Source organism: Picrophilus oshimae DSM 9789 (assembly GCF_900176435.1).
In the GTDB taxonomy this organism is placed as follows: Archaea; Thermoplasmatota; Thermoplasmata; order Thermoplasmatales; family Thermoplasmataceae; genus Picrophilus; species Picrophilus oshimae.
In genome coordinates this window covers 183,279-207,209 of the sequence record NZ_FWYE01000002.1, presented here as the reverse complement: position 1 = coordinate 207,209, position 23,931 = coordinate 183,279, and the positions used below count along the sequence as shown (strand labels likewise).

Annotated in this window: 30 protein-coding genes; 7 read left to right on the top strand and 23 right to left on the bottom strand. The window is 35.8% G+C overall.

From position 1 onward, the window contains the following. Positions 1-15 precede the first annotated feature (15 nt). The 8 genes from hisIE to B8780_RS08110 are packed head-to-tail and all read right to left on the bottom strand — an operon-like array spanning position 16 to position 4,967. A complete protein-coding gene (hisIE, locus tag B8780_RS04595; protein WP_011178132.1) occupies positions 16-630 on the bottom strand; it encodes a bifunctional phosphoribosyl-AMP cyclohydrolase/phosphoribosyl-ATP diphosphatase HisIE in 615 nt (204 codons plus the stop codon). Further along, on the bottom strand, positions 617-1,366 hold the full coding sequence (gene hisF / locus B8780_RS04590; RefSeq protein WP_084272821.1) for an imidazole glycerol phosphate synthase subunit HisF: 750 nt from the start codon (positions 1,364-1,366) through the stop codon (positions 617-619). Before hisF ends, hisIE begins: the two co-directional genes overlap by 14 nt. Further along, positions 1,345-2,013, bottom strand: coding sequence for a 1-(5-phosphoribosyl)-5-((5-phosphoribosylamino)methylideneamino)imidazole-4-carboxamide isomerase (gene hisA, locus B8780_RS04585; RefSeq protein WP_201788783.1), 669 nt, complete (start codon positions 2,011-2,013; stop codon positions 1,345-1,347). Before hisA ends, hisF begins: the two co-directional genes overlap by 22 nt. Continuing rightward, positions 2,010-2,576 (bottom strand): imidazole glycerol phosphate synthase subunit HisH, encoded by a 567-nt coding sequence (gene hisH, locus B8780_RS04580; RefSeq protein ID WP_048059517.1) that lies wholly within the window; start codon positions 2,574-2,576, stop codon positions 2,010-2,012. Before hisH ends, hisA begins: the two co-directional genes overlap by 4 nt. After that, positions 2,567-3,091 (bottom strand): imidazoleglycerol-phosphate dehydratase HisB, encoded by a 525-nt coding sequence (gene hisB, locus B8780_RS04575; protein WP_084272820.1) that lies wholly within the window; start codon positions 3,089-3,091, stop codon positions 2,567-2,569. Before hisB ends, hisH begins: the two co-directional genes overlap by 10 nt. Then, on the bottom strand, positions 3,088-4,215 hold the full coding sequence (gene hisD / locus B8780_RS04570) for a histidinol dehydrogenase (protein ID WP_011178137.1): 1,128 nt from the start codon (positions 4,213-4,215) through the stop codon (positions 3,088-3,090). Before hisD ends, hisB begins: the two co-directional genes overlap by 4 nt. Then, positions 4,202-4,801, bottom strand: coding sequence for an ATP phosphoribosyltransferase (gene hisG, locus B8780_RS04565; protein ID WP_161939677.1), 600 nt, complete (start codon positions 4,799-4,801; stop codon positions 4,202-4,204). Before hisG ends, hisD begins: the two co-directional genes overlap by 14 nt. Before the next feature lie 22 nt (positions 4,802-4,823). Further along, positions 4,824-4,967, bottom strand: coding sequence for a hypothetical protein (locus tag B8780_RS08110; protein WP_153274144.1), 144 nt, complete (start codon positions 4,965-4,967; stop codon positions 4,824-4,826). A gap of 339 nt (positions 4,968-5,306) precedes the next feature. On the opposite strand from B8780_RS08110, the gene B8780_RS04560 reads away from it, so the two are divergent. After that, positions 5,307-5,516, top strand: coding sequence for a hypothetical protein (locus tag B8780_RS04560; RefSeq protein WP_048059519.1), 210 nt, complete (start codon positions 5,307-5,309; stop codon positions 5,514-5,516). A 2-nt stretch (positions 5,517-5,518) separates the two neighbouring features. Here B8780_RS04560 and B8780_RS04555 read toward each other — a convergent pair whose 3' ends face one another. Beyond that, positions 5,519-6,451, bottom strand: a complete 933-nt coding sequence (locus B8780_RS04555; protein WP_011178139.1) for a transcription initiation factor IIB — start codon at positions 6,449-6,451, stop codon at positions 5,519-5,521. A gap of 1 nt (position 6,452) precedes the next feature. After that, a complete protein-coding gene (locus B8780_RS04550) occupies positions 6,453-6,662 on the bottom strand; it encodes a Gar1/Naf1 family protein (protein ID WP_011178140.1) in 210 nt (69 codons plus the stop codon). A 226-nt stretch (positions 6,663-6,888) separates the two neighbouring features. On the opposite strand from B8780_RS04550, the gene B8780_RS04545 reads away from it, so the two are divergent. Next, complete coding sequence (locus B8780_RS04545; protein ID WP_011178141.1) at positions 6,889-7,803, top strand: transcription initiation factor IIB; 915 nt, start codon at positions 6,889-6,891, stop codon at positions 7,801-7,803. Here the strand turns inward: B8780_RS04545 and B8780_RS04540 are convergent. Beyond that, the gene (locus tag B8780_RS04540; protein WP_011178142.1) at positions 7,794-8,525 is read right to left on the bottom strand and encodes a tRNA (adenine-N1)-methyltransferase; all 732 of its coding nucleotides are present in this window, start codon (positions 8,523-8,525) and stop codon (positions 7,794-7,796) included. The genes B8780_RS04545 and B8780_RS04540 overlap by 10 nt on opposite strands. Positions 8,526-8,527: 2 nt before the next feature. After that, positions 8,528-9,094, bottom strand: a complete 567-nt coding sequence (locus B8780_RS04535) for a GMP synthase subunit A (RefSeq protein WP_236719389.1) — start codon at positions 9,092-9,094, stop codon at positions 8,528-8,530. 93 nt (positions 9,095-9,187) lie between these two features. Here B8780_RS04535 and B8780_RS04530 point away from each other — a divergent pair, with 93 nt between their 5' ends. Next, entirely contained in the window at positions 9,188-9,847 is a 660-nt protein-coding gene (locus tag B8780_RS04530; RefSeq protein WP_011178144.1) for a glycosyltransferase family 2 protein, read from the top strand. Here B8780_RS04530 and B8780_RS04525 read toward each other — a convergent pair. Both B8780_RS04525 and B8780_RS04520 read right to left on the bottom strand, forming a co-directional pair. Beyond that, the gene (locus B8780_RS04525; RefSeq protein WP_236719395.1) at positions 9,804-11,036 is read right to left on the bottom strand and encodes an MFS transporter; all 1,233 of its coding nucleotides are present in this window, start codon (positions 11,034-11,036) and stop codon (positions 9,804-9,806) included. The two genes, B8780_RS04530 and B8780_RS04525, sit on opposite strands and share 44 nt — an antisense overlap. Positions 11,037-11,175: 139 nt before the next feature. Further along, positions 11,176-12,330, bottom strand: coding sequence for a DEAD/DEAH box helicase (locus B8780_RS04520; RefSeq protein ID WP_084272816.1), 1,155 nt, complete (start codon positions 12,328-12,330; stop codon positions 11,176-11,178). A 90-nt stretch (positions 12,331-12,420) separates the two neighbouring features. Between B8780_RS04520 and B8780_RS04515 the strand changes: the two genes are divergently transcribed. Continuing rightward, entirely contained in the window at positions 12,421-13,968 is a 1,548-nt protein-coding gene (locus tag B8780_RS04515; RefSeq protein WP_084272911.1) for a tRNA uridine(34) 5-carboxymethylaminomethyl modification radical SAM/GNAT enzyme Elp3, read from the top strand. Here B8780_RS04515 and B8780_RS04510 read toward each other — a convergent pair. The 6 genes from B8780_RS04510 to B8780_RS08105 form a co-directional block, all read right to left on the bottom strand. Then, positions 13,965-14,615 (bottom strand): class II aldolase/adducin family protein, encoded by a 651-nt coding sequence (locus B8780_RS04510; RefSeq protein ID WP_084272815.1) that lies wholly within the window; start codon positions 14,613-14,615, stop codon positions 13,965-13,967. The genes B8780_RS04515 and B8780_RS04510 overlap by 4 nt on opposite strands. Positions 14,616-14,655: 40 nt before the next feature. Next, positions 14,656-15,522 carry a DUF929 domain-containing protein gene (locus B8780_RS04505; protein ID WP_011178149.1) on the bottom strand — a complete coding sequence of 289 codons (867 nt, stop codon included), beginning with the start codon at positions 15,520-15,522 and terminating at the stop codon, positions 14,656-14,658. Positions 15,523-15,555: 33 nt separating this feature from the next. Next, entirely contained in the window at positions 15,556-16,356 is an 801-nt protein-coding gene (locus B8780_RS04500) for a S26 family signal peptidase (protein WP_236719388.1), read from the bottom strand. A 60-nt stretch (positions 16,357-16,416) separates the two neighbouring features. Beyond that, positions 16,417-17,685, bottom strand: a complete 1,269-nt coding sequence (locus tag B8780_RS04495) for an MFS transporter (protein WP_236719387.1) — start codon at positions 17,683-17,685, stop codon at positions 16,417-16,419. A 494-nt stretch (positions 17,686-18,179) separates the two neighbouring features. Beyond that, positions 18,180-18,800, bottom strand: a complete 621-nt coding sequence (locus B8780_RS04490; protein WP_153274217.1) for a hypothetical protein — start codon at positions 18,798-18,800, stop codon at positions 18,180-18,182. Between the two features lie 127 nt (positions 18,801-18,927). Next, positions 18,928-19,131, bottom strand: a complete 204-nt coding sequence (locus B8780_RS08105) for a hypothetical protein (RefSeq protein WP_153274216.1) — start codon at positions 19,129-19,131, stop codon at positions 18,928-18,930. Positions 19,132-19,340: 209 nt separating this feature from the next. On the opposite strand from B8780_RS08105, the gene B8780_RS04485 reads away from it, so the two are divergent. Then, positions 19,341-20,330: a GHMP family kinase ATP-binding protein gene (locus tag B8780_RS04485; protein WP_084272812.1), complete on the top strand. Its 990-nt coding sequence runs from the start codon at positions 19,341-19,343 to the stop codon at positions 20,328-20,330. Here B8780_RS04485 and B8780_RS04480 read toward each other — a convergent pair. Continuing rightward, positions 20,319-21,203 (bottom strand): phosphoribosylaminoimidazolesuccinocarboxamide synthase, encoded by an 885-nt coding sequence (locus B8780_RS04480; protein ID WP_084272811.1) that lies wholly within the window; start codon positions 21,201-21,203, stop codon positions 20,319-20,321. The two genes, B8780_RS04485 and B8780_RS04480, sit on opposite strands and share 12 nt — an antisense overlap. Before the next feature lie 78 nt (positions 21,204-21,281). On the opposite strand from B8780_RS04480, the gene B8780_RS04475 reads away from it, so the two are divergent. Together B8780_RS04475 and B8780_RS04470 are read left to right on the top strand one after the other, a co-directional pair. Next, positions 21,282-21,815 (top strand): inorganic diphosphatase, encoded by a 534-nt coding sequence (locus tag B8780_RS04475; protein ID WP_011178155.1) that lies wholly within the window; start codon positions 21,282-21,284, stop codon positions 21,813-21,815. After that, a complete protein-coding gene (locus B8780_RS04470) occupies positions 21,812-22,087 on the top strand; it encodes a hypothetical protein (RefSeq protein WP_011178156.1) in 276 nt (91 codons plus the stop codon). Before B8780_RS04475 ends, B8780_RS04470 begins: the two co-directional genes overlap by 4 nt. On the opposite strand, the gene B8780_RS04465 is transcribed toward B8780_RS04470, so the two are convergent. Both B8780_RS04465 and B8780_RS04460 read right to left on the bottom strand, forming a co-directional pair. Beyond that, positions 22,084-23,058, bottom strand: a complete 975-nt coding sequence (locus B8780_RS04465; protein WP_084272810.1) for a mevalonate-3-kinase — start codon at positions 23,056-23,058, stop codon at positions 22,084-22,086. The two genes, B8780_RS04470 and B8780_RS04465, sit on opposite strands and share 4 nt — an antisense overlap. 29 nt (positions 23,059-23,087) lie before the next feature. Next, entirely contained in the window at positions 23,088-23,894 is an 807-nt protein-coding gene (locus B8780_RS04460; RefSeq protein WP_011178158.1) for a hypothetical protein, read from the bottom strand. Between the last annotated feature and the right edge of the window lie 37 nt (positions 23,895-23,931).

Below are 23,931 nucleotides of genomic sequence, written 5' to 3'. Positions count from 1 at the left end.
AAAAGATGTTTTGGATTATTTTGATCTCCTGTTAAGCTCATTCATTACATCAAAGAGCGATACATTGTTAAAAGCAAGAAAGACTATTAAATGGTATAAAAGATCGGCGGTCTCGTATACTATTCGATCCCTTCCGGATGCAAGTATGGTCTCAATTGCCTCCTCACCAACCTTCTTTCTTATGTTTTCATCCCCGGAGTCTATTAAATAATTTGTATAAGATCCATTAACAGGATCTTTCATCCTCTTCCTTACCAGGTCTTCGAGCCTTAAAAGTATTTCAAGCGAGTAATCTATATTTCCATCGACCTTTGGCTCTCCAAGCTTTCTATAAAAGCATGAATTATTTCCTGTATGGCATGCAGGGCCATCCTTTTTAACCTTTATTAAGAGTGAGTTATCATTGCAGTCCTGGTATATTTCCATTACCTTTTGGGTATTGCCGCTTACCTCGCCCTTCATGTGGATCCTCTTCATCGACCTGGAATAATAAAATGCATAGCCTGTTTTCATGGTCATTTCAAGTGCATTTCTGTCCATGTATGCAAGTGTAAGAACATCGCCAGTGTCAAAATCCTGAACCACAACTGGAACGATTCCATCATTAAAATTAATATTATAATCTGACATTAACACCATTGCTCCTTAAATATCTTTTTATATCATTTACTGTGTTGATTTTAAAATGAAGTATTGATGCCGCAAGCGCCCCTGAGGCACCTGCCATAAAGGCATCAAGAAAATGCTCCGGTTTTCCGGCACCGCCAGATGCTATTACTGGTATATCAATCATTGATGAGGCCTCTGATATTAGCCTGTTATCGAAGCCTTTCATTGTACCATCGCTGTCTATTGATGTTAAAAGTATCTCGCCGGCGCCAAGGTATTCAGCCAGTGGAAGCCATTCATTTAATTTTAATCCGCTGTTTATCCTGCCAGCGTTTTTGTAAACATAATAGCCATTGTTGTACATTGCGTCAACTGCTATAACAAGATTTGCAGACCCAGTTTCTCTTGATATCTCTTTTATTATCCATGGATTTTCAATTGCATATGTATTTAAAAAAACCTTGTCACAGCCCTCCCTTAGAAGGTTCAATGCAGTTTTTACAGATCTTATCCCACCACCAACAGTAAATGGTATGTTTAATTCCCTTGAGACACTTTTAACAAGATCGATCATTATATCACGTTTTTCATCTGTTGCGCTTATATCAAGGAAGACGATCTCATCTGCACCCTGATCCTGGTATATAACAGCATTTTCAACAGGATCGCCGGCATCTTTTATATCCATGAATCTTACACCCTTGACAACCCTGCCGTTCCTTACATCAAGTGCAGCTATAATCCTTTTTGCAAGCATTTCAACTCACCTGGATCAATTCTATTTTCATAAAGCGCCCTTCCTATTATTATTCCTGAAAATCCATTTTTAAGTGCCTTTTTAACATCGTTTATCCCTGATACACCACCGGCGTAGATAAAGTATTCATTGTCCCAGAATTTTTCAGGTATGCCTGAATTATTGGTTCCGTCACTGCCTATGTTTGTGTATATAAACCTTGAAAACCTGTTTTTTAGCATTTTATAGAATGATACCGGATCATTATCTGTAATATTGAGCCAGCCCCTGTTTGCAACCCTGTCTTTATAGACATCGATGCTCAATGTAACGTTTTTATCAACTTCTATATCTATGTTTGTTCCTATGATTGCACTGTATGCACCGGAATCATAAACATCAATTACATCATTTAAAGTTCTAAGGCCCCCACCAACCTGAACCTTTGCTTTTACCTCTTTTATTATATTTTTTATTACATCCCTGTTTTTTCTTTTATTTTCTATTGCACCGTTTAAATCTATAACGTGAAGAAAATCAAAATATTCCTGAAATCTCAGGGCGTAATAAACAGGATCGCCATACACCTTAATCCTTTCAAGCCTGCCATTCTCCAGGAAGACTGCCCTGCCATTGTAAATATCTATTGCTGGGTAAACATCGATCATGCAAGCTCACCAAAATTCCTTAAGAGTTTTAATCCCGGCTCGCCAGATTTTTCAGGATGGAACTGCACGGCATATATATTATTTATGTTTATAAATGAGGTAAAATAGCCATTAAAAAACGTTTTGCCGCATGTATAAGAACCTAATGGTGCATAGTAACGATGCACAAAGTAAAAATATTCACCTTTTTTTATTCCAGAAAATATAATATTATCATTGAATTCAACAGTGTTCCATCCCATGTGAATGCCTTTTTTAAACCTTTTTAGCCTTTCATTAAAAAATGACAGGCCGGTGCCAGGCCCCTCCTCACTTTCAGAAAAAAGAATCTCAAGGCCAAGGCATATGCCAAGGTAAGGCGTTCCATTCCTTATCTTTTCTATTATAATGTCTCTTATGTTTTTTATGCCAGAGACAGCTGCTGAAAATGAACCTGCGCCGGGAAACACAATCTTGTCTGCCATATCTATTTTATATGGATCAGACGTCACAACACCATGCAGTGCTTTTTCAACGCTTGCAAGATTCCCGGAGCCGTAGTCGATTATTGCTATCATATTGATCCCTTTGTGCTTTCAATCCTGTCGCTGGCCTCAAGTGCAGATCTCAATGAGAATCCAAGGGCCTTGAACATGCATTCTGATATGTGATGTGCGTTCTCTCCTGACATCTTTATAAAATGCATTGTTATATTAGATGTCCTTGAAAGGGCATTTAAAAACTCGTGAATTAATGAGATCTCGAAACCCTCCTCATCCTTAAAATCAACATCCATGTTTAAATAGCTCCTGGAGAAATCTATTGAACATATTATCAATGCATCGTCCATTGGTATTATCGAATATCCATACCTCTTTATATTATCTTTTTTTACCCTATTTATCTCAAGGCCTATGGTTATTCCAAGATCCTCCCAGAGGTGGTGCCTTAGATCAAATTTTGCGTTTACCGTAACAGGTATATTTGCATAGAAAAACATTGTTTTTACCATGTGATTCAGTACCGGATCCCCGGTGTTTATCCCGCCGTCTTTATATAATTCAACGTATATCTCTGTTTCCCTTGTATTTCTTATCATATCCTGGCCTCCATTGATTTGTAATGCATCTTCATATTCTCAATTGATGCAAGTTTAAGTCCGGAGTCCACGGCAGAAAGGAAATCATACTTTGATGGCATTGCCACTGATATTCTCTTCATAAAATCGTATACTGTAAGCACAGAGGAAAACCTTGCCGAGGATCCTGTTGGTAAAACGTGGTTAACGCCAAGGAAATAATCGCCAGCGGGCACCGGTCCATATTCACCCATGTAAACTGCGCCCGCGTTTCTAATGATATTAAGATATTTCAATGGATCATTTACAAGTAACTCAAGATGCTCGGGCGCTATTTCATTTGCAAGTTCTATTGACTCCTCAACTGTCTCTTTATAATATTTTTTAACGTTCTCCAATTTTACCTCATTATATATTCTTAAAGAGTTTGTTATAAGGTAGGCAGATGATGCCTCGCCGTGCTCAAGCTGTGATAAAAGATCATTCTTTATATAGTTTATATTTGCCGAGTCATCCGCTATTAAACATATCTCTGAAGGCCCGTAAAGGCCATCAATGCCCGTGATCCCAAAGACCTGCCTTTTTGCCTCATTAACGTATTTATTTCCTGGCCCAAAGATCTTATCGACAGGTTTCATTGATATTCCATAGGCCATGGCCGCTATGGCCTGCACTCCACCTATCTTGTATATTTCTCTTATGCCAAGCAAACGTGCTATGTACAATGTATATTTATTAACATTACCATTCTCAGGGGCCGTGCAAAGTACAATGCTTTTAACACCGGCAATCCTAGCAGGTATTCCTAGCATCATCAAAGTTGATGGCAGTGCCCTTTTACCGGGAACGTACAGACCTATTCTATCAATGGGTCTGTAGATAATTCCATAGATGGAGCCGTTTTTTATGTTTATTTTTTGCCCCTCAAACTGGTTTTTGTGGTATTCATAGATCCTTTCATATATGTTTTTTATTGCGTCTTTTTCCCCGGGCTTTATTGATTTATCAGCATCTTCTATTTCATCATCTGTAACCGTGAACCCGCCGCTGTAATTATCAAATGCCTCTGAATACCTTTTCAGTGCATCAATTCCATTTATCCTTACATCGGAAATAATATTTGAGACATATTCATATATATCCAACCTGAAAACCTCCCTTTAATAACAATTTTATTTCATCTTCATTCTCATAAAAAAACCTTTTATTTGAAATCACCCATGGATTTATATCCATGATCTTTTTTATTTCAATTAAACCATTCTTTTTAATTGTGTTTCCGGTATCTATTATGTCAACAATTGCGTCTGCAACACCTGTCAGCGGCGCAACCTCCAGTGCTCCATGCAGCTTTAGGATCTTTATGTTAATTCCAAGTTTATTAAAGAACTCTCTTGTTATCCTTGCATGCCTGGTTGCCACTGTTTTGCCATCAAGATCCTCAAGATCATATTCCATGCTGGATATAACGCTTAACCTGTATCTTGAGCAATCAAGCCTTTTAAGCATTAATAAATTCCTGTTGATCTCCATTACCGTATCAAGGCCACAGATTCCAAGACCACCAAGGCCAACAAAGTAAGGCACATCATCAGGCTTTACAGATATTACAGTAAAATCATTGTAATTGAATATTAGCTTTCTATCTTCTGGCTGTATTAATATTCCAATGCTATCAAGGAATCTAAGAGATGTATAAAATAACCTGCCGGTTGGTATTACGAATTTCATGGAGTTACCGAAGCTGCCTGGATCATATGCTCTCCAGGAATGATGATTCGTTCTGGCCATCAGATCTTAAAAGATTTTTATACTGATGGCTATGATGGTGCATAAAGGCTCCGCTTAAAAATGCACTGTTGCAGACGACACCTCCAGACACCATCCATGCTTCCATGGTAGAGAAGATAAAATCTATGTATATAAAAATTTTTAACTCTTTATTTAAAAATCCATAAAAATTGATATCAATTAAAAATAAATGTAAGATTTTATAGTAAAGGTATCATATTTTAGAGATCGAAGAATAATATAATTATAAACATAAAAATCAATGTAAGATTCAAAATCCTTAATTTCTGTCTTTCTTTGTACATTACCATGATATATTACAATTTAAATGCCTGATATCAGCATCGTTAATGATTTCAATAATTAATAATACACGAATCATCTATAAAAAAGAATAATCTATCGGCATTATAAAAATATTTATAACATAATATATTTTTTAATCATGGATGTAAAAATATCAATGGATACCGAAAACTGCAATAGCCTGATGATGGCCCTGAGCCCTGATAATGATGAAACAATAGAAATAAGATGCCGTGAAAAAAAGATTGATATAAATATAAAAAACCTAAAAATGCAATCGTTATATAATATAATTGATGATATACTTAGAGATTATGAAACATGGTTAAAAATGAATGAAATAAATTAAATTTATTCCTCTATTGTTAGGTTCAATTTTTCAGTTAATTCCTTGTATCTGTTCCTTATTGTTACCTCTGTAACACCGGCAACCTCTGCTATGGCACGCTGCGTTCTCCTTTCTCCGGTTATCAATGATGCTATGTATATCGCTGCGGCAGCAACACCTGTTGGCCCCTTTCCTGAAGTAAGATCGTTGTCCACGGCCATCTTTAGTATCTCCTCGGCCCTCTTTCTGGCCTCCATTGACAATCTAAGCTTTGAGCAGAACCTGTTTACATAATCCTCTGGCTTTGATGGCATTATATTTAGTTTTAGATACCTTGCCATGATCCTGTAGGTCCTGCCAATCTCCTTCTTTTTTACCCTTGTAACAGATGCTATTTCATCAAGTGTTCTTGGCACATTTGTTATCCTGCATGCAGCATATATTGAGCCTGCAACAACACCCTCTATTGATCTGCCACGTATCATGTTCTGCTTCACGGCCTTTCTGTAAATGACAGCTGCTGTTTCACGAACATCGTTTGGTATGCTTAGGTTTGATGTCATCCTTTCAAGTTCCTGCAGTGCCTGTGAGAGATTTCTCTCAGCGGCATTCGATACCTTTATTCTCTTCTGCCATTTTCTTAACCTGTAGAGCTGCGCCCTGTTTCTTGTTGGTATTGATTTTCCATATGAATCCTTGTTCTTCCACGATATATCTGTTGAGAGACCCTTATCGTGAATTGTATAAGTCATCGGAGAGCCCGTTCTTGCACGGCTCTCATTTTGCTCTGAGTCAAATGCACGCCACTCTGGCCCCTCATCAATGTAACTGTCATCAATGACCAGGCCACAGTTTGAGCATATTAACTCTCCCCTTTCATAATCCCTGACCAACTGTGATGATCCGCATTCCGGGCATTTTTCAATATCATATATACTCTTTTTCTTATCAACCATATTAACACCTCACATACACATCTTTAATATCTATCTTCTCCCTCAATCTTACAAGTGCATACGGATTTCTAACCGGCCCAAGTATTTTGATTATCTTACCAACGTTTTTTCCATCATCACTGTAAACGTTTTCATGCATTTTTATACAGTTATCAATCCGTATTAGCATTTCATTGTTTTTTATATGAACGACCCTGCACTGATACCTCATTAGCAGATTAGTATATCCAAATGTTATATTTAAAGTTTACGCAAATTTATTAAAATTTTTTGATTACAGTATAAAAAAATTTGTGGATAAAGCTGTATCCTAACTCCCCTTAGTTTTTCACACTATAATTTAGTTGTCAATCTTTAATATTATGAATCTATCCTGAAAAATGGAAATACTTTAATAGTGTATGTAATGTACTACTTAAATTTATTGGTGATCTTCAATGGAGGAAAATATTGGACAGAGATGCCCCGAGTGTGGTTCAGGGCATCTTATAAGGGATTATGAGAGGGGTGAGGTTTTATGTGGCGATTGTGGTATAGTCATAGAGGAAACATCAATAGACCAGGGCCCGGAATGGCGGGCTTTTGATTCTGATCAGGACGAAAAGCGTGCAAGGACAGGTTCGCCAATGAGTTTTTTGAGCCATGATAAGGGCCTGGCCACAGAGATATCATGGTCCAACAGGGACTATTATGGAAAAAGAATACCACATAAAAACCGTGCCCAGATTTACCGCGTTAGAAAATGGCACCAGCGCATTCGTGTTTCAAATGCATCGGAAAGGAATCTTTCACTGGCCTTACAGCTTTTAAATGATGACGGCTCAAAGCTGGGAATACCGAAAGACATAAAGGAAAGTGCTGCCCTTATATACAGGAAGGCCGTGGAGAGGAATTTAATAAGGGGCCGCAGTATTGAAAGCATAGTATGCGCGGCAATCTATGCGGCATGCAGGCAGGTAAACATTCCAAGGACCCTTGATGAGATCTCCAAGGCTGCAGACATAAACAAAAAGAAGATTGGAAAGGCATACAGGCATCTTGCAAAGGAATTAAAATTAAATTTAAAGCCAACAACACCATATTCCTACGTTTCACAGTTCTGCAACAAATTGAACCTTGATAAGGATGTAATAATTAAAAGCGAGGAGATAATTCGAAGGGTTAATGAAACAGGTATATCAGCTGGAAAGGGACCAACGGGTGTTGCCGCCGCAGCGATATACATAGCCGCAATAATATCCGGAAAGCCAAAGACACAAAAGGAGATATCAAAGGTTTCCGGTGTTACCGAGGTAACAATAAGGAACAGATATAAGGAGATCACCGGTGCACTTGATTTAAATTATGAATAAATAGATTTTTTAATACCTATTGATATATAAGCTGTGTGGCCTATCATTTTATTATCCGGCCTTGTGGCATTTTCCCTTACTATAATGTTTCTCTTTATAAGCTCAAGCGATTCCTCATGATATATTCCATTTTCCTCCATTGAAATTACGGTTTTTTCAAGCTGATCAAAATTTGGCAGATAAAAGGATACATATTTCCCCGGCTTTAAGGATTCCGATATTAAATTCATGTAGTTCCATGGATCCGGTATGTCAACTATGACTGCATCGTATTTTTCTCCCTGGACTTTTTTGATATCGCCATTGATGATGCGCCAGTTCCCTGTATCAATTAATTCATTAACATTTTTTTCTGAATTTTTTATATTTTCAATGTTTATATCTATGCTGGTCAGGCTTCCATTACCAAGTATATTTAATATTGCATAGCTCATGGTGCCTATGCCAATGCCAATCTCAAGAATGTTCATTCCAGGTCTTACCCCTGTTTTAAAAAGTATATATGCTATATCCTTATCGGATATGGATTGCGTCCTTCTTAAATTGAAGTAACTGAAATATGCAGGCTGTGGATCAATAACAATGAAATCAAGGCCCTTTAGCTTTATTATGTCCCCGGGCTCTATTATTCTATACTCAGGTATCTTTATTTTTTCATTCTTTATTATTGCAAAGTCACTGTAAAGCCTTCCTATAATATCGCCATGCTTTATTATATACATATTTATCTCCTGCACTTTTCAATAAAATTCTTAAATATTGTTGTTCCATGCTCTGTATTATTTACCTCTGGATGGAACTGAACACCAAATATATCCCTATTTTTATGATAAAATGCCTGAACCCTGCATGTATCAGAATATGCGCATATTATATAATCATCTGATATCGATTTTATCTCATCATTGTGGTTTTCCCAGGCATTTATTGAATCAGGAACATTATAAAATATTCCATCCTTAGAGGTAAAATTAACAATTTTTTTACCATACTCGGCATGTAATGCCTTTGAAACACGGCCACCTGAGTCTATTGCTATGAACTGGGCGCCAACACATATGCCAAGAACCGGATAATTATATCTGTGCATGTACTCCTTTATGTTTCCAAGCTTACTCATTTCACTCTCAATGCTTGCAGGTCCACCAGACAGGATAATACCATCAGCATCAGCGAGTACATCTGCATCCACTGTGTTTGGTACTATTGTTGAATCAACGCCAAGATCCCTTACTGTCCGCCACTCCCTGTGCGTCCACTGGCCGCCGTTGTCTATTATATATATCTTCATTTCATTTTGTATTTTTATTAAATATATAATATTTTCAAAGGACATTATTTTTTTACATAAAAAATATTATATCCATTTATATTAACCATTCGAATGAAGATCAGTGCGGTGATACCAACAATAAACGAGGCCGAGACAATAGGTGCGGTCATTAATGGTTTAAAATCCATTGAAAATATTGAAATAATCGTTGTTGACAGCAACTCAAACGATGGAACACCAGATATAGCGAGATCACTTGGTGCAACTGTTATAAATGAACCAAGAAAAGGTTACGGCCGTGCATATAAAACAGGCATTGAAAGGGCCTCAGGTGATATAATAGTATGCCTGGATGGCGATAATACCTATCCTTACAAAATGGTAAGGCCATTAATAGACATACTTTTAATCGATAACGTCGATTTTATATCATGTGACAGAATGACATTGCGAAGCAAGAGTAACTACACATCATTGCACCGGTTTGGAAACATGGTTTTAAATCTTTCAATAAAGCTGCTCTTTAATTTTTCATTAAAGGATTCCCAGAGCGGCATGTGGGTATTTAAAAAGGATCTTTATAACAAAATGGGCTATCTTGGAGATGGCATGTCATTCTCCGAGGATATAAAAATAGAGGCAATAAGGCATGGTAAGTTAATAGAAATACCGATAGTTTATGGTGTAAGGTTGAGCAGGCCCAAGCTGAGAACATGGGAGGACGGCTTTAAGAATCTTTTTCACCTTTTTGTGAAACGCGTGAGGGTCTGATTTTTACACTTATGTCTGGAGGATTCATTTTTATTATGTATACTATCATTGAAACTATAATTAATGATGATAAAATAAAATCGAATAGGTAGCTGATATCATAGGCAATAAATCCGGATAACAGGGAGCCAAATATCTGGCCTGCGCCGTTCAGTGAATTGTAATAGCCTATCACCTTTCCCCTGGTGTTCTTATCAGCCATGTTTGATATGCTTGTAATCTCGCTTATGCTTATAAAGCTCCATATACCGCCAAGCATTCCATAAACCAGAATAAACAATATGAAGTAATAAAGACCAGAGGCGCTGATTGTTAATATGCCCATTACAGTGAATATTACCGCCCTTAAAGATACAGAGTATATAAGCATCCGGTTTGACCCAATGTATTTTATGTATTTTCCAGCGGGGAAGAACGTAATCGCAGACATGAGGCTGTTTAACAGGTACATAATGTATATCTCATTGTCCGTTGCACTGAACCTTTTAAGAACGAAGACCGGGTATGGCACAAAGAAGATCTGGAATGCCGCCATTAATATAAATGTGACCACAAGGTACCTTTTAAGATCCATTGAAATCTTATGGCCGTTTGAATTGATTCCTGTGTGTATTATATGTGTCGGGAAGAATCTTAGCCTTTCAAAGAGCCTTACTGTGTATATCCAGTTTAGCCTGTTCCTTTTTATTATTATCTGCGGCTCCTTAAGTGTGAATATCGATGATATACCTGCAGCAAGGTAAACCATTGCAGAAATGATATAAACGTATGGAAGCACGGCACTGCCCTTATAAGAATATAGGGTGAGAAAGGCTATTCCAGATCCAATGCCAACAACTGTTCCTATGGCATTGTAGCTGTTGAATTTTCCCATGATTGATGGCCATAGATCTCTGCTGGAGTTCTCAAGTATAAGCAACGTTGACACGGGCACGCTGGCCATGGCTATGATCTGAAATGCTATTAACATAATAAGGTAAGATGTTATATTATGAACTGTGAGAACAAGCATAAGGGATGCAAAAGACCCAAAGAAACCTATTAATATGAATATCTTTCTCTTCTTTATTCTGTCTGATATATTACCCCAGAAAATCAGTGCAGGCACGGAGGCAGCAGATGAAACAGATGAAACAATACCAACAAGAACAACGTTGCTTTTAAGGTATAAAACAACAAATAAGGGTATCAGCGGCGTCGTAAGGCCGGCACCAATATTTGAAAATACATACCCTATAAACCACTTATTATCCGTTTGCTCAACCTTTGATGGTTATGCATATAATATATATAATCTTTGATTATCTTATTATAAAATATCATTTAAATTACTGGATATTGTTTATAATATCACGGTAATCTATATTATAATAAACATCATTTATTTTTATAATTTTATGATCCATCTTTACATTGTTTTTCATTTCTATCTCATTTATCATATTTTTCTGTTTCTCTGTAAATATCGTCAATGCATGTCCAGGCCTGCCAAATCTTCCAGATCTGCCTGCCCTGTGGGAGTATGATTTTATATCGTCTATGGGCGCATCGAAATTTATGATTTCATCAACATCTGGTATATCTATGCCCCTGGCCGCAACGTTTGTTGCAATCATTATTCCACTCCTGTAATTTCTGAACCTTTTTATGGATATTTCCCTTGATCTCTGCCTCATGTCACCATGCAAGGTTACGTTTTTAAAACCGCATTTATTGAGTATCTCACTTAGCACAACAGCACCATGCTTTGTTCTCACAAAGATAATTCTTTTCATGTCTCTATTCTCATCGATATAAGATAGCAAAGCCGAGAATTTTTTATGCTCTGGTATAATTGTATAATCATGCACTATTGTTTTTGGCGTGTATCCATTGGAAACTGCTATCAATTCAGGATCATTCATCAAATTTTTTATCATATCATCGAGCCTTTCAGGCATTGTTGCCGAGGCAAGCACGTTCTGTCTTTTTTCAGGAAGGTTTTCTATTATTTTGTATATATCATCTATAAAGCCCATGTCAAGCATCATATCTGCCTCATCCAGAATAAACATACAAACATGCTCAAGATTTAATAGGTCTCTATTAATTAGATCTATAATTCTTCCGGGTGTGCCTATTATTATTTTAGAATCCCTTAAATCATGGATCTGTTTTTCCATCGATGAGCCACCGTAAACAACAGTGGTTCTGAAGAAATTCCTGGATATATTTAATGCAACTGAATAGGTCTGCAATGCAAGCTCCCTTGTTGGCAGTACAATAAGAACGGTGTTAAAAAATTTTGAGCCCAGTGCCCTTTGAATGGCAGGTATCAAAAATGCCGCAGTTTTTCCAGATCCGGTCATTGATTTAATAACAACATCCCTGCCCGAGAGTATCTCAGGAATGGCAAGGCCCTGAACCTCTGTTGGTTCATAAAAACCCATCCTGTCAAGCGATTCCTTTATCCTTTTATCTATTTTAAAGCTGAACGAATTCAAAATAAACACTTGACCAGATATCTTTTATTATAATATATAGTTATGCAGGGATCACTTAAAATTTTTATAATAAGTTACAATGATTATATAATGGATTTCTTTGATGATATAACGCTGGAGCTTGATTCAGGCGAAATAAAAAATAAGGAGGATCTTCAAAGGGAGAAGATTCGTTTATCAAAGATTTATAATCTAGATTACATACCAAGCGACGTCGAGATATTAAATTATAAAAATAATAAAAAGTATGAAAATATATTAAAGATAAAGCCAACAAGGACAATATCCGGTGTTGCAGTTGTGGCGGCCATGACATCGCCGGAGCGCTGTCCCCATGGAAAATGCATATTCTGCCCTGGAGGCGTTGACACAAATTCACCGCAGTCATATACTGGATTCGAACCATCCGCACTGAGGGGCAGGTACAATTCATATGATTCATACAATATAACATTTAATAGATTAAAACAGCTTGAAACAATAGGCCATGATACAAGCAAGATTGATTTAATAATAATGGGTGGAACATTTACGGCGAGATCACCCGAGTATCAAAGGGCATTTGTTAAGGGCTGTCTTGACGGTATGAATAAATATGTGTCTGGCAGCCTCGAGGAATCAATGCTTATGAATGAGAGCTCACAGAGACGCTGTATAGGACTAACCGTTGAAACAAAGCCGGACTGGTTTATGGAAAGGGATATAGACCTGGCACTTGAATATGGAACAACAAAGGTTGAGCTTGGTGTTCAGATATTAAATGACAGGATACTTAATATAAATAACAGGGGTCATGGCCTTGCCGAGATAATAAGATCAACCAGACTGGCCAGGGACGCAGGTTTAAAGATTGTTTACCATATCATGCCAGGGATGTACGGGTCCTCATATTCAGATGATGTAAAAAGCTTTGATGAGATGTTTTCAAACAGTGATTACATGCCGGATATGTTAAAGATCTATCCAACACTGGTTGTAAGGGGCACATCGCTTTATAAACTCTGGAAATCAGGAAAATATGTGCCATACGATACCGAGAGGGCTGTTAATTTAATAACCTACTTCATGGCCAGGATGCCGCCATGGGTAAGGGTTATGAGAATGCAGCGTGATATACCAGTCCAGTTCATAGAGGCCGGTGTAAAGCGCAGTGATTTAAGAAACCTTGTCATGGAAAATTTGAAAAAACTCAATTTAAAGACAATGGAGATAAGATCAAGGGAGATAGGCATTGAAAAACATAAATATAACAATGATTTCAGGCTTGTAAGAAGGAATTACAGGGCAGGCAGCGGGGATGAAATATTTTTATCCTATGAAAACAGCAATGATGATATAATAGGCTTTATAAGGTTAAGAATACCATCAGAGTATGCCCATAGAAAGGAGGTTTATAATTCATCGATAATACGTGAGATAAAGGTTTTTGGCAACATCGTTCCACTTGGCTCTCATAACAGCAACGAATGGCAGCATCACGGCCTTGGGCATAACCTGCTTAATGAGGCGGAGCGCATAACAAGGGATGAATACGGTTTAAAAAGAATACTTGTAATAAGTGGAATCGGTGTAAGAAATTACTTTAGAAAATATGGTTATGAAAGACTTGGGCCATACATGGCAAAAAGCCTGTATTAATCCCAGTTCTTCCATTGGGATAGATACGATTCAGATATCTTTGAAAGCTGTTTTGCATCCTCTTCAGGAACGACGTTTACCCTGCCGATTATCCTTGATAGAACAAAGATCTTGCATGACTTTTCAAGAACCTGTGCAGCTGTATATGCGCGTTCCATATCGACGCCTACGGCAACTGCCCCATGGTTTGCCATTATTGCCGCATTTGCATCATTAAGAACGGATGCAACGTTTAATGCAAGATCCATGCTTCCCGTTATTGCATATTTTGCAACACGAACATGGCCAAGCAGCATGGCAACATCCTCGGTTATAACAGGCAGATCCTCATCAATTACTGAAAGTACTGATGAATAAACAGCATGTGTGTGGACAATTGCATTTACATCCTTCCTTTTTTTGTATATTTCATAATGCATTAGTCTTTCACTGGAAGGTTTATATTTTCCTGATATAATATTTCCATTTATATCTGTTACAATAAGATCCTCCTTTGATAACTTTTTATAATTTTTCCCGCTTGGTGTTATAACAATGTTGCCATCATGGGTTCTCATGCTTATATTTCCCCATGAACCAACGGTAAGCGATGATGATATAATATCTCTTGAGGCCTCTATTATTCTCTCTTTTTCAGGGTCATACATAAAAAAGGATATTATTTTATTATTTAATACTGTTTAATTATTACCTTGCATCATTTAGATAGGACATAAATGTATTAGCAGCTGATTTTATCTGGCTGCTTGTATTAAGATATTCCATAACATACTGGGGTGGATTCGGATTCCATGCTCCATGCTGCGGCGATCCGGATCCAAGAAGGCCGCCGCTCCTTGGGGCATACATGTATGCATTTAAAATGTAGGTACCGGATGGTCCTGTTATTATAAACGTTGTTGTTATATGATTATCATATGTAACATCGCTCTCGTATTTCTTCATGATATTATATATTCCAGGAGGGGCCTCAGCCTTTATTACTGAAAGGCCGTATGCCGCAAGGCTTCCGTTTATCGGTTTATTATTTATCGTTCCCGTCATGGTTTCATTGTACATGTATATCGGATAAAATGTGTACTTATAACCGTCAGTTGTTTTAAATGTAAAATCACCTTTAAACAGGAGTCCGGGCTGGCCTGTTGTTCCATTTGAGTAGATATCTCCAGGATCTGCAGTATGAAGCTCAACGTACTTATATATATCAGTAGTGCTGTTTATTGCATAGTAAATTGCCCATGAATCTGTTGCGCCTATTGGGCAGCCATACCAGGATATAAAGAAAACACCGGACGAACCGTTGCTCAACATGTCCCTGTTTGAAACCATGTAGTATTTATCGCTTGATATCGATGATGGCGCACTAAATGGCGCCCTGTATAATGGATGTGTTAAAACAACAACGACAAGCACAACGATGATCACCGCAGCTATGGCACTGCCTATAACATTCTTATTTTTAAGATTGATGTTATTTTTTTTATTTTGATTTTTTGACGCAGAATTCTTATTTTTTTGATTTTTATTTGTTGATCTTTTATTATTTTTTGCCATTAAAAAGTTAATTGAAAATTTTATATATATATTTTATTTCTTTCTTAACGATCTTGAGATTTTACCATAAGGCATGAAGATAAGTATCAATATTATTGTCGTTGTTGTATATAAATATAGATAGCTGTACCTTGGTACGTGATCGGCGTATATTTCAGGCCACTTACCCTCAAGCCTTAGTATATTAAGCTTGTACAGGCCAAACCACGGTATATCGCCATATGCAACCCCGACTATTTGATTCAATGTTACAGGTTTTATATTAAATAATGTCTGGTCGGTGGCACAGTAAGCATTGTATGTTTTATTATAATATATTGAATCCTTTGGTATCGTCGCAACGTTATGGTCGCCTGCAGTTATAAATCCGGAATCACCGATATATCTTGATACGTTTATCATTAAATTCCTGTGTGCATAACCTATATTGTATAAAACAATGACATCGTTGTTATAAATTTTTATCCATGATTGGTTATTATAACCTAAAATAACCGGCTTTTCCTGATTCCATTCAAGATAAAACATGGCCCTGTGTATTATTATCCTTGGGCCATCATGGTATAAAATAACGTTGCCGTACTCGCCGTATGTTCTGTAATCTGATGATCTTCCTGTGACATATGTTTTTATATCATTTATGCTGTTTACCTTCTTTACAAAGACTATTGAACCCTCGTCTATTATACCAGGCTGCCAGTAGTTTGAGTGCTCCATGCTGTATGATTCAACAACCGAGAATGGCGGGTAGACGCCTGAATAAAGCTCAATGCCTATAATGGCCACTACTATAATTATAATAATTAATGTATAGTAAATGGTGCTTTTTTTCATGATAATCATGGAAGAAAATTAATGTATTTATAAATTTTTTATAATTAATTTATTAAAAAATTATCTCTGCCTTATTATTGATCCAGAAGGAAGCCCGGCATTGTTCAATCTAAACAATATATTTAATAACGGTGTTCTTTTATTTCTTCCAGGATCGTTCAGGTTTATAAAAAGAAATGACGTTATTATCCTGCCGGTACCTATTATTATAAATGAATACTCAACCGCCATGTGCAATGGTATAAAACCTATTAAATACTCAAGCAGCTCACCACCTGAAACAGAGCCAAAGAAATAGACAATGCCATTAAAACCATTCATTATCGATATGTACTCTGCACGGTTCTCATCAGGAAGCAGATCCATTAAATATGAATTCATCACCACATTTTGTATTCCGGAAAGCACGCCTGAGTAAACCTCAATGAAAATGAACTCATAGAAGCTAACAAAGAATGCGTACATAAAGGGTATGCCGCCTAATAGTAATCTGTTTATAAAGATCAATGGAACCCTGTTACCTCTATCAGATGTTCTTCCTGTGTATATTTGAATTATTATCGTTGCTGTTATATTTACAACGGTAAGAACAGCTATCATTGGAAGTGTGAAATTTCTTACAGCTATAACTGTTATTGGAAATATTGGCCATGCCATTGACCAGAAGAACCCCTGGAACATCATTGCCCTTAAATATCTGTAAAAATCACCATGCTTTTTAACATCTTTTACATTTTCAATAAAACTCTTTCTAAAAATGCTCCTCTTTTTCGACTCCTTTAAAAGTGAAACAATTATTGCAGATAATACGTATGAAATTGATGCCAGTGTGAATGGTATTATTAAAAGGGATTTTTCATCCCCCTTTAAAAAGAAGGTAAGTATTATTAAAGTTATCATGTTTCCTATTGATGATAGGTTGCTTATCCTTGCCATAAAAGATCCGCGGTTTCCATGACCTGTCAGATCAGTCAGGAGTGCAAACCAGTTTACCGTTATCATTGCAGATGATAAAGATATTACAGAATAAATTAATATAAGCTCCAGCGGTCCGGTAACATATGATAATGAAAACCATAAAACTGCAAGCATGGCACTTGCGCCTATTATCCATGGCTTTCTTAATCCAGAGGCATCGCTTATTCTTCCGAATAATATCTGGGCGCCATTTGATATGGAGTTTGCAAGTGCCTGTAAAAAGCCCATTTCAATTGGAGATGCGCCCAGCAGCACTCCATAGACACCAATAAAAGATGCCGCTGTTGAGGCCCCGGCCGCAACAATAAAAGATCTTGATCCTATCAAAACCATTGTTTTATGAATTTCCAATTAATGTGGATTAAATATATGTTCTTAATACTTTTTAATATTGAAAAAAGATTTAAATTTATATTTTTAAAACAATATTATTTATAATTATTATAAATAATGGATCTTAATGCCTTTTAAGATGACTCAAAGAAAACATTATAATATTAAAACACAACATAAAAAATAATGAAATATTTATAGAATGCCCAGGGTTTTTATTGCGGAAAATAAAATGTTTAAAATTAAATAATAGTTTGTAAAAGACAATGGTTAAAAATCCTCATTTAATTTATCATAGAATATATTTAAAAACTCTGGCACTCCTTTTAGTTTTGAACTCAATGTTGTTTTTAATAATTCTTTATTAAATATACACATTTATTAACCATTATATTAGGAAAGCCTCACCAGGGCCATTTTTCCGGAAATAAATATTATTAAGCATCAAGATTAAAGATAGGTTGTTTATGTTATCTGTATTAAATTTATACCATATGGCTGAATTTATTACTTTACATTCTTTTATTTTTATAATTCTTCTTTGTGATTCTAAATATTATATAAATAGATATTATAAATCCAGGCAGAATTATTTCAATAATATTATATTTTAAATTATGTCTAGCATGGAATGCGCCCCAGGATAATAATACCAATGTATTCATATTAGCATATAATGTAATAAAATCAACGCCGTTATACTGCTTGCTGGTAATATTATAATAAATCCTTCCTTTGTTGGAGCATTTTAAAGGTTCCAGCAGGGAATTGTATAGCAAAATCCTGTAATTACCATTGGTCTCTATCTCTATCCTATTCTGGTCTATCAATGCAGGAACCAGAACAAAACTTGTTGGCATGTTGATATTATATTTATATACAAATCCAGGATCCTGTGCAGACATTGATATTAAATATCTCCCTGAACCAGATGTGTTAAAATAATATATACCGGATTCATTAATGTAGAATCCATGGAATTCCCATTTATTTGAATACAGGTTCAATGAAACACCATTACCACTTACATTAAGATAAAAATCTTTATGATTCGCTGATGCAATATCTATATAATAATTGTTTTTGTTTAAATAGTATCTGCTCTCACAGGAATTATTAAATGAATGTACCATGAAAGGATCATTTATTGAATTATCATATGATATGTTTAAATTATTTTGTATTGCCGGTTGCAGCAAAATTGAATAGAAAAAAACTAAAATAATTATAAATAATAAAAGCGCCCTGAACCTATGCATATTAATCACGGCATTGATCGATATAGCATGAGGAACCAGAATTATATTCTGAAGATATCAAGTCATTTATATTCCACATGTAAAATAAAAGCTTTTTAAATTCAATTCCAGGAATCTGGCTTTTGGTTGCAGGCAATCTAAATTTACATCTCCTGGATGGCCCATTGCTAGAATAAACGCCATTCGGGCATTTGATAACAAACATTAAAATAACCACCAATATTTTAATATATATGATTATAATATATAATAATTTCTATAATATAATAATATTCATTCATTAATAATGCCTTAATCATAATATTATTTACATTTAACAATGATGTTAACTGCTTTTAATTTAATGATTTTGTAGGTATTTTAACGGTTAAAAGCATTGAAAAAATATTAATATTGTATTTATAATCAGCAACGATGAACCGGATTTATATATACAGTCCGCTCAGGGTTAGTTTTGCAGGAGGTGGTACCGATATAAGCCCATTTCCTGAAAAATACGGTGGTGCAGTGCTTAATGTAACGATAGACCGCGGCATTCTTATTAAATACATAAATGATGAAAAAGACCTTGAAATAGCATCAAGGGATTTTTTAAGATCATCAATAACAGGCTCAGGGGGAAACATTGCTGAAAAAAAGCTACTTGAAATATTCAATAAATCCGGAATTAATTATGGTAAAATTATGATAAATGGCGACGTGCCGCCAGGATCAGGTCTTGGTTCAAGCAGTGCGTTAATGAATTCAATAACCATGTTAAAATACGAGATATTAAATAAAGAGTTAAACAAATACGAACTTGCTGAAGAATCTTATAACATAGAAAGTAATCATCTCGGTATAATACTTGGACGCCAGGATCCATATGCAGTTTCACTGGGTGGTTTTAAATTTATGGAATTTACCGATAGGGGCATTACATGTGAAAAATTCGCAAAAAACAGCTTTATAGATGAGCTTGAAAAATCCATGTTTTTAGTTTATACAGGAAAGACCAGGGCCAGCTCAGACGCCCTACGCGAACAGGCAGAGAAATCAAAAAAGAATGATAGAAATACGATATCAAAATTATTATCGCTTAAAGATATATCATATTCAATCAGGGATTCAATAAAATCCCAGGACTTTGATAGATTTTCCCAGCTCATAAACACAGGCTGGGAAATAAAAAAGACCCTTGGAAGCAACGTCTCCAATGAAAGGATAGATAATATAATGGCCAGGGCAAGATCGCTTGGGGCCACAGCTGCGAGGCTTCTCGGCGGTGGCTCGCAGGGCTTTGTTCTGATAGTATCAAAACCTGAAAATTTGGATTATATAGAAAAAGGTATGACAAAGCATTCAAAATTTGTTATAAGGATCTCATTTGATTATTCTGGAACAAGAAGGATATCACCATTTTAAACCAGTAATTTTTTGATACAAATCAATGTAAAGGTTTGAAATTCTTTTAATCATGTCATTATTTAGTGGTGGTATATCAGGTTCCTTCTCATGATTTTCCCTTGCAGAGTAAAGCCTTTCATGATAGCCTGTTTCCCTATAGTACTGCCTGACCATCTCCTTGCTAAGCTCCATTATATTATTTTTTTTGTATTCTTTTAAATCCCAGAAGCGATCCTCATCAGGTGTTCCAAAGGTATCGCATACAACAGGCTCCCTTTTTAATCCAAGTGCGAATTCCTTCTTGCCGTCAACATGTATTAATCCTCTTGATTCAACTGATTCATTTATTCTCCTGTCTATTTTAAATATTAATTCCATAATTTCATAAATTTCGTGTTTTTCCATTCCTGATATGCTCATTGCCTCATCTGTATTAAGAACCCTATCGGTTTTTTCCCTTTTTGTTGTCATTTCAAAGAATGGATCAGGTAATTTTTCTCCATATTCAGGCTCGTTTTTAAACCCAAGGTCATGGTAATCAATTTTTTTTGATTTTATTCTATCGTATAAAGAACCGGCAACATAGTATCTTGTTATGAATTCAATTGGTATCATGTAATTTATCTTAAAATTAAAACCTTTGTTTACAACGTCGTATCTTTTTACAACCATCTCATTATTGGATTTAAGTCCGATCAAATCCGTTTTTATATTAAGATCCTCGCATAATCTGTACCAGTAATATGCGGTTCTGCATAGGACCTCGCCCTTGTATGGTATCTCACTAGGTATTATCTTATCAAAAACTGAGATCCTGTTGCTGAACTTAAAAACAAGGTTTCCATTGTCATTGTATATGTCCTTAACCTTACCTGAGCTTACAAATTCCATAACTGAGTATTTGTATTCAATTAATCTTTTTTTCTATAATGATGGAAAAATTTAGATACAAAATTATAATAAAAGCGCATGGAAAAGAATATGAGCTACTGGCACCAGGTACCTCCAGGCCCAAACCCGCCTGATGAGGTCTATGTTGTCGTGGAGATACCAAAAGGTGAGAGGAACAAATATGAGATAGCAAAGGAGTTTCCCGGCATAAAGCTTGATAGGATAATATACTCATCATATGTTTATCCTCTTGAGTACGGTTTGATACCGCAGACCTATTACTCTGATGGGGACCCAATAGATGCAATGGTCTTTATGTCACAGAGCACCTATCCGGGCGTTATATTAAGGGCAAAACCGGTCGGCATGATGAACATGGTTGATTCCGGGGACGTCGATAATAAAATTATATGTGTGTGCCTTGATGACCCTGTTTATTCCAAGATAAATAACTACAGGGAAATACCTGAGCATGTATTAAAGGAAACCGAGAACTTCTTTGAAACATACAAAAAACTGCAAAATAAAGAGGTAAAGGTTACCGGCTGGGAAGGCCCTGATAAGGCCAAGCAGGAGATAAAAAAGGCAATAGAAGATTATAAAAAACTATGAAAATATACATAAACAAAAATTTTATTGAGGTAAACTTTGACTTCAACGGCATACTTGTATTAAGGGCATGCCGTGAGCTTGTAAACTGCAGCAACGGCATCTGTCAGTATGCCACAAGAATACATGCAGCAATAGAAAAAGAGTTCAACGATGAAAATTTTCTTTATTTTAATGACAGGATCACGGTGGCCCTGGACTATAATGCATATAAAATAATTGAGAATCATTCAATCGTTGTTTTTAATGATCTAAGTGCTGACATAATAAATTAAAAGTTTTTTGAAATGACCTGTGGCTTTCCTGCAACTTTTAATAATCTTATATCATCGCACAGATCATTTAATCCTTCCATTGCCTTATCAACGTCCTTTTTCTCTGTTATTACAAAAACGTTCGGACCGCCGGTAACTATGTACGAATTCCAGAAGTTATTTTTCATTTCTTTTACCTTTTCAATGAGATTCTCCATTCTATCATTTATTATATCAACGCCAACATCATGGAGCATTTTATGGTACTCTATTGTATCGGATTCTGCAAGCTCAAAGATACCCTTTATGTTTGCATTCCTTGATAGCTCCTCAAGTTTTTTCGCCTTTCTCTCAGCACTTTTTATTCTTTCCCTGTAATTTTCATGTTTTATGATATTTTCATGAATCTCATTTGATGGTTTTCTATCAATGTTAAAATGCGCACCAATTATTGTAAAGTTATTAAATGCCTCAGGCTCAAGTAATGGCTCTGTTAATGATTCCCTGCCATTGGCGTAGTTTACTGTTAAACCACCGTAAAGGCTTCTTCCAACACTTTCTGATATCCTCTGAAGATCGTTTTCAAATGTAAATATATTTATATTGTATTCAAAAATTGATTCTATGCACTCTCCCAGTGCAGCGGCCCCAGAATCTGAGCTGCCACTTAATATATTAAAGTTCCTTGAATCAATTGAAAGGTTATTTTCATCATCAAGATTTACTCTCATAAGTATATCATGCTTGAATTTATCAATAACCTTCGATGGTGATCTATCTGAATTTAAATCAATTTCCTTTCCATCAATATAGCATTTTTCATCTTTGGATACATAAAGCTTTGTCTCGGTGTAAACATCATTGTTTATACCAGTATATGCTATGCCTGCCGTTGTATGTAAAGGTATCCTGTTCTTTTTATCCGAGATCCCACCAAGCAGTATTATGCCTATTGTTGGGAACGCCCTTGTCTTAACATTGTAATTTTCCATGATAGCTTATTTATAAGTCCTTAAAATTTTTATCTAATAATATTGTTTAATACATGGAAAAGTCTCAGTGTGTCCAGGGCCCAGAGATTAAAAACCATCTCCTTTGGATAATTATAAAAGCCGTAGGGGTGCAGAACCCTTGAGTAATCAGCATAGAACCTGCCAAGTTTTGTTGTATCCTTATTTGTGTAAATGCCCAAAAGTGCTATTACGGCACCGGCCTTTGGCAGTGCTATTACAAATCTTTTTGCCTTTTTATTGCATTTATTGCATTTTTCATCAATTTTCTTTTTTGTTAGGTCTGATATCTCGTCTATGGTCATGGAATATTTAATAAACTTTTTTGAGTGAACACTGCAAAGCGGCACACCTGTTAAATAAACGCATGCATTGTATAAATCATATGATTTTCCATAATAATGTTTTAATCTTCCAGTGAACTGCGCAGCACCGTATATTATTAGCTTGTCGTTTATTATCTCATGCCATTTTTTATCCTCCAGTGCCATTAAATATGGATTTCTCTCAATGTTCATCATTGATATAATCTTTGTAAGTGAAACACGCTCTAAAAAAAATCTGTTGTTTTCAAATGCTGCACTTGTCATTCCATTCAATGCCGCATAATATGCTGAATTTATTGCCTTAATTGCACATTCAATTATGCTGTAATTAAATTTTGATCTCAACCTTTGAGATTCAAGATCGATCTCGGATCTTATTATTTTATCAATATCTATATCTATGTAAATGCCGTTTATAAGAAAGTCAAGTATTGATTTGCTAGATATCATTTTAATGTACTTTGATAATGAACTTTTTGATCTTTGTGCCATTATATCGTATCCATATTTACAATTTAAATTTTAATAT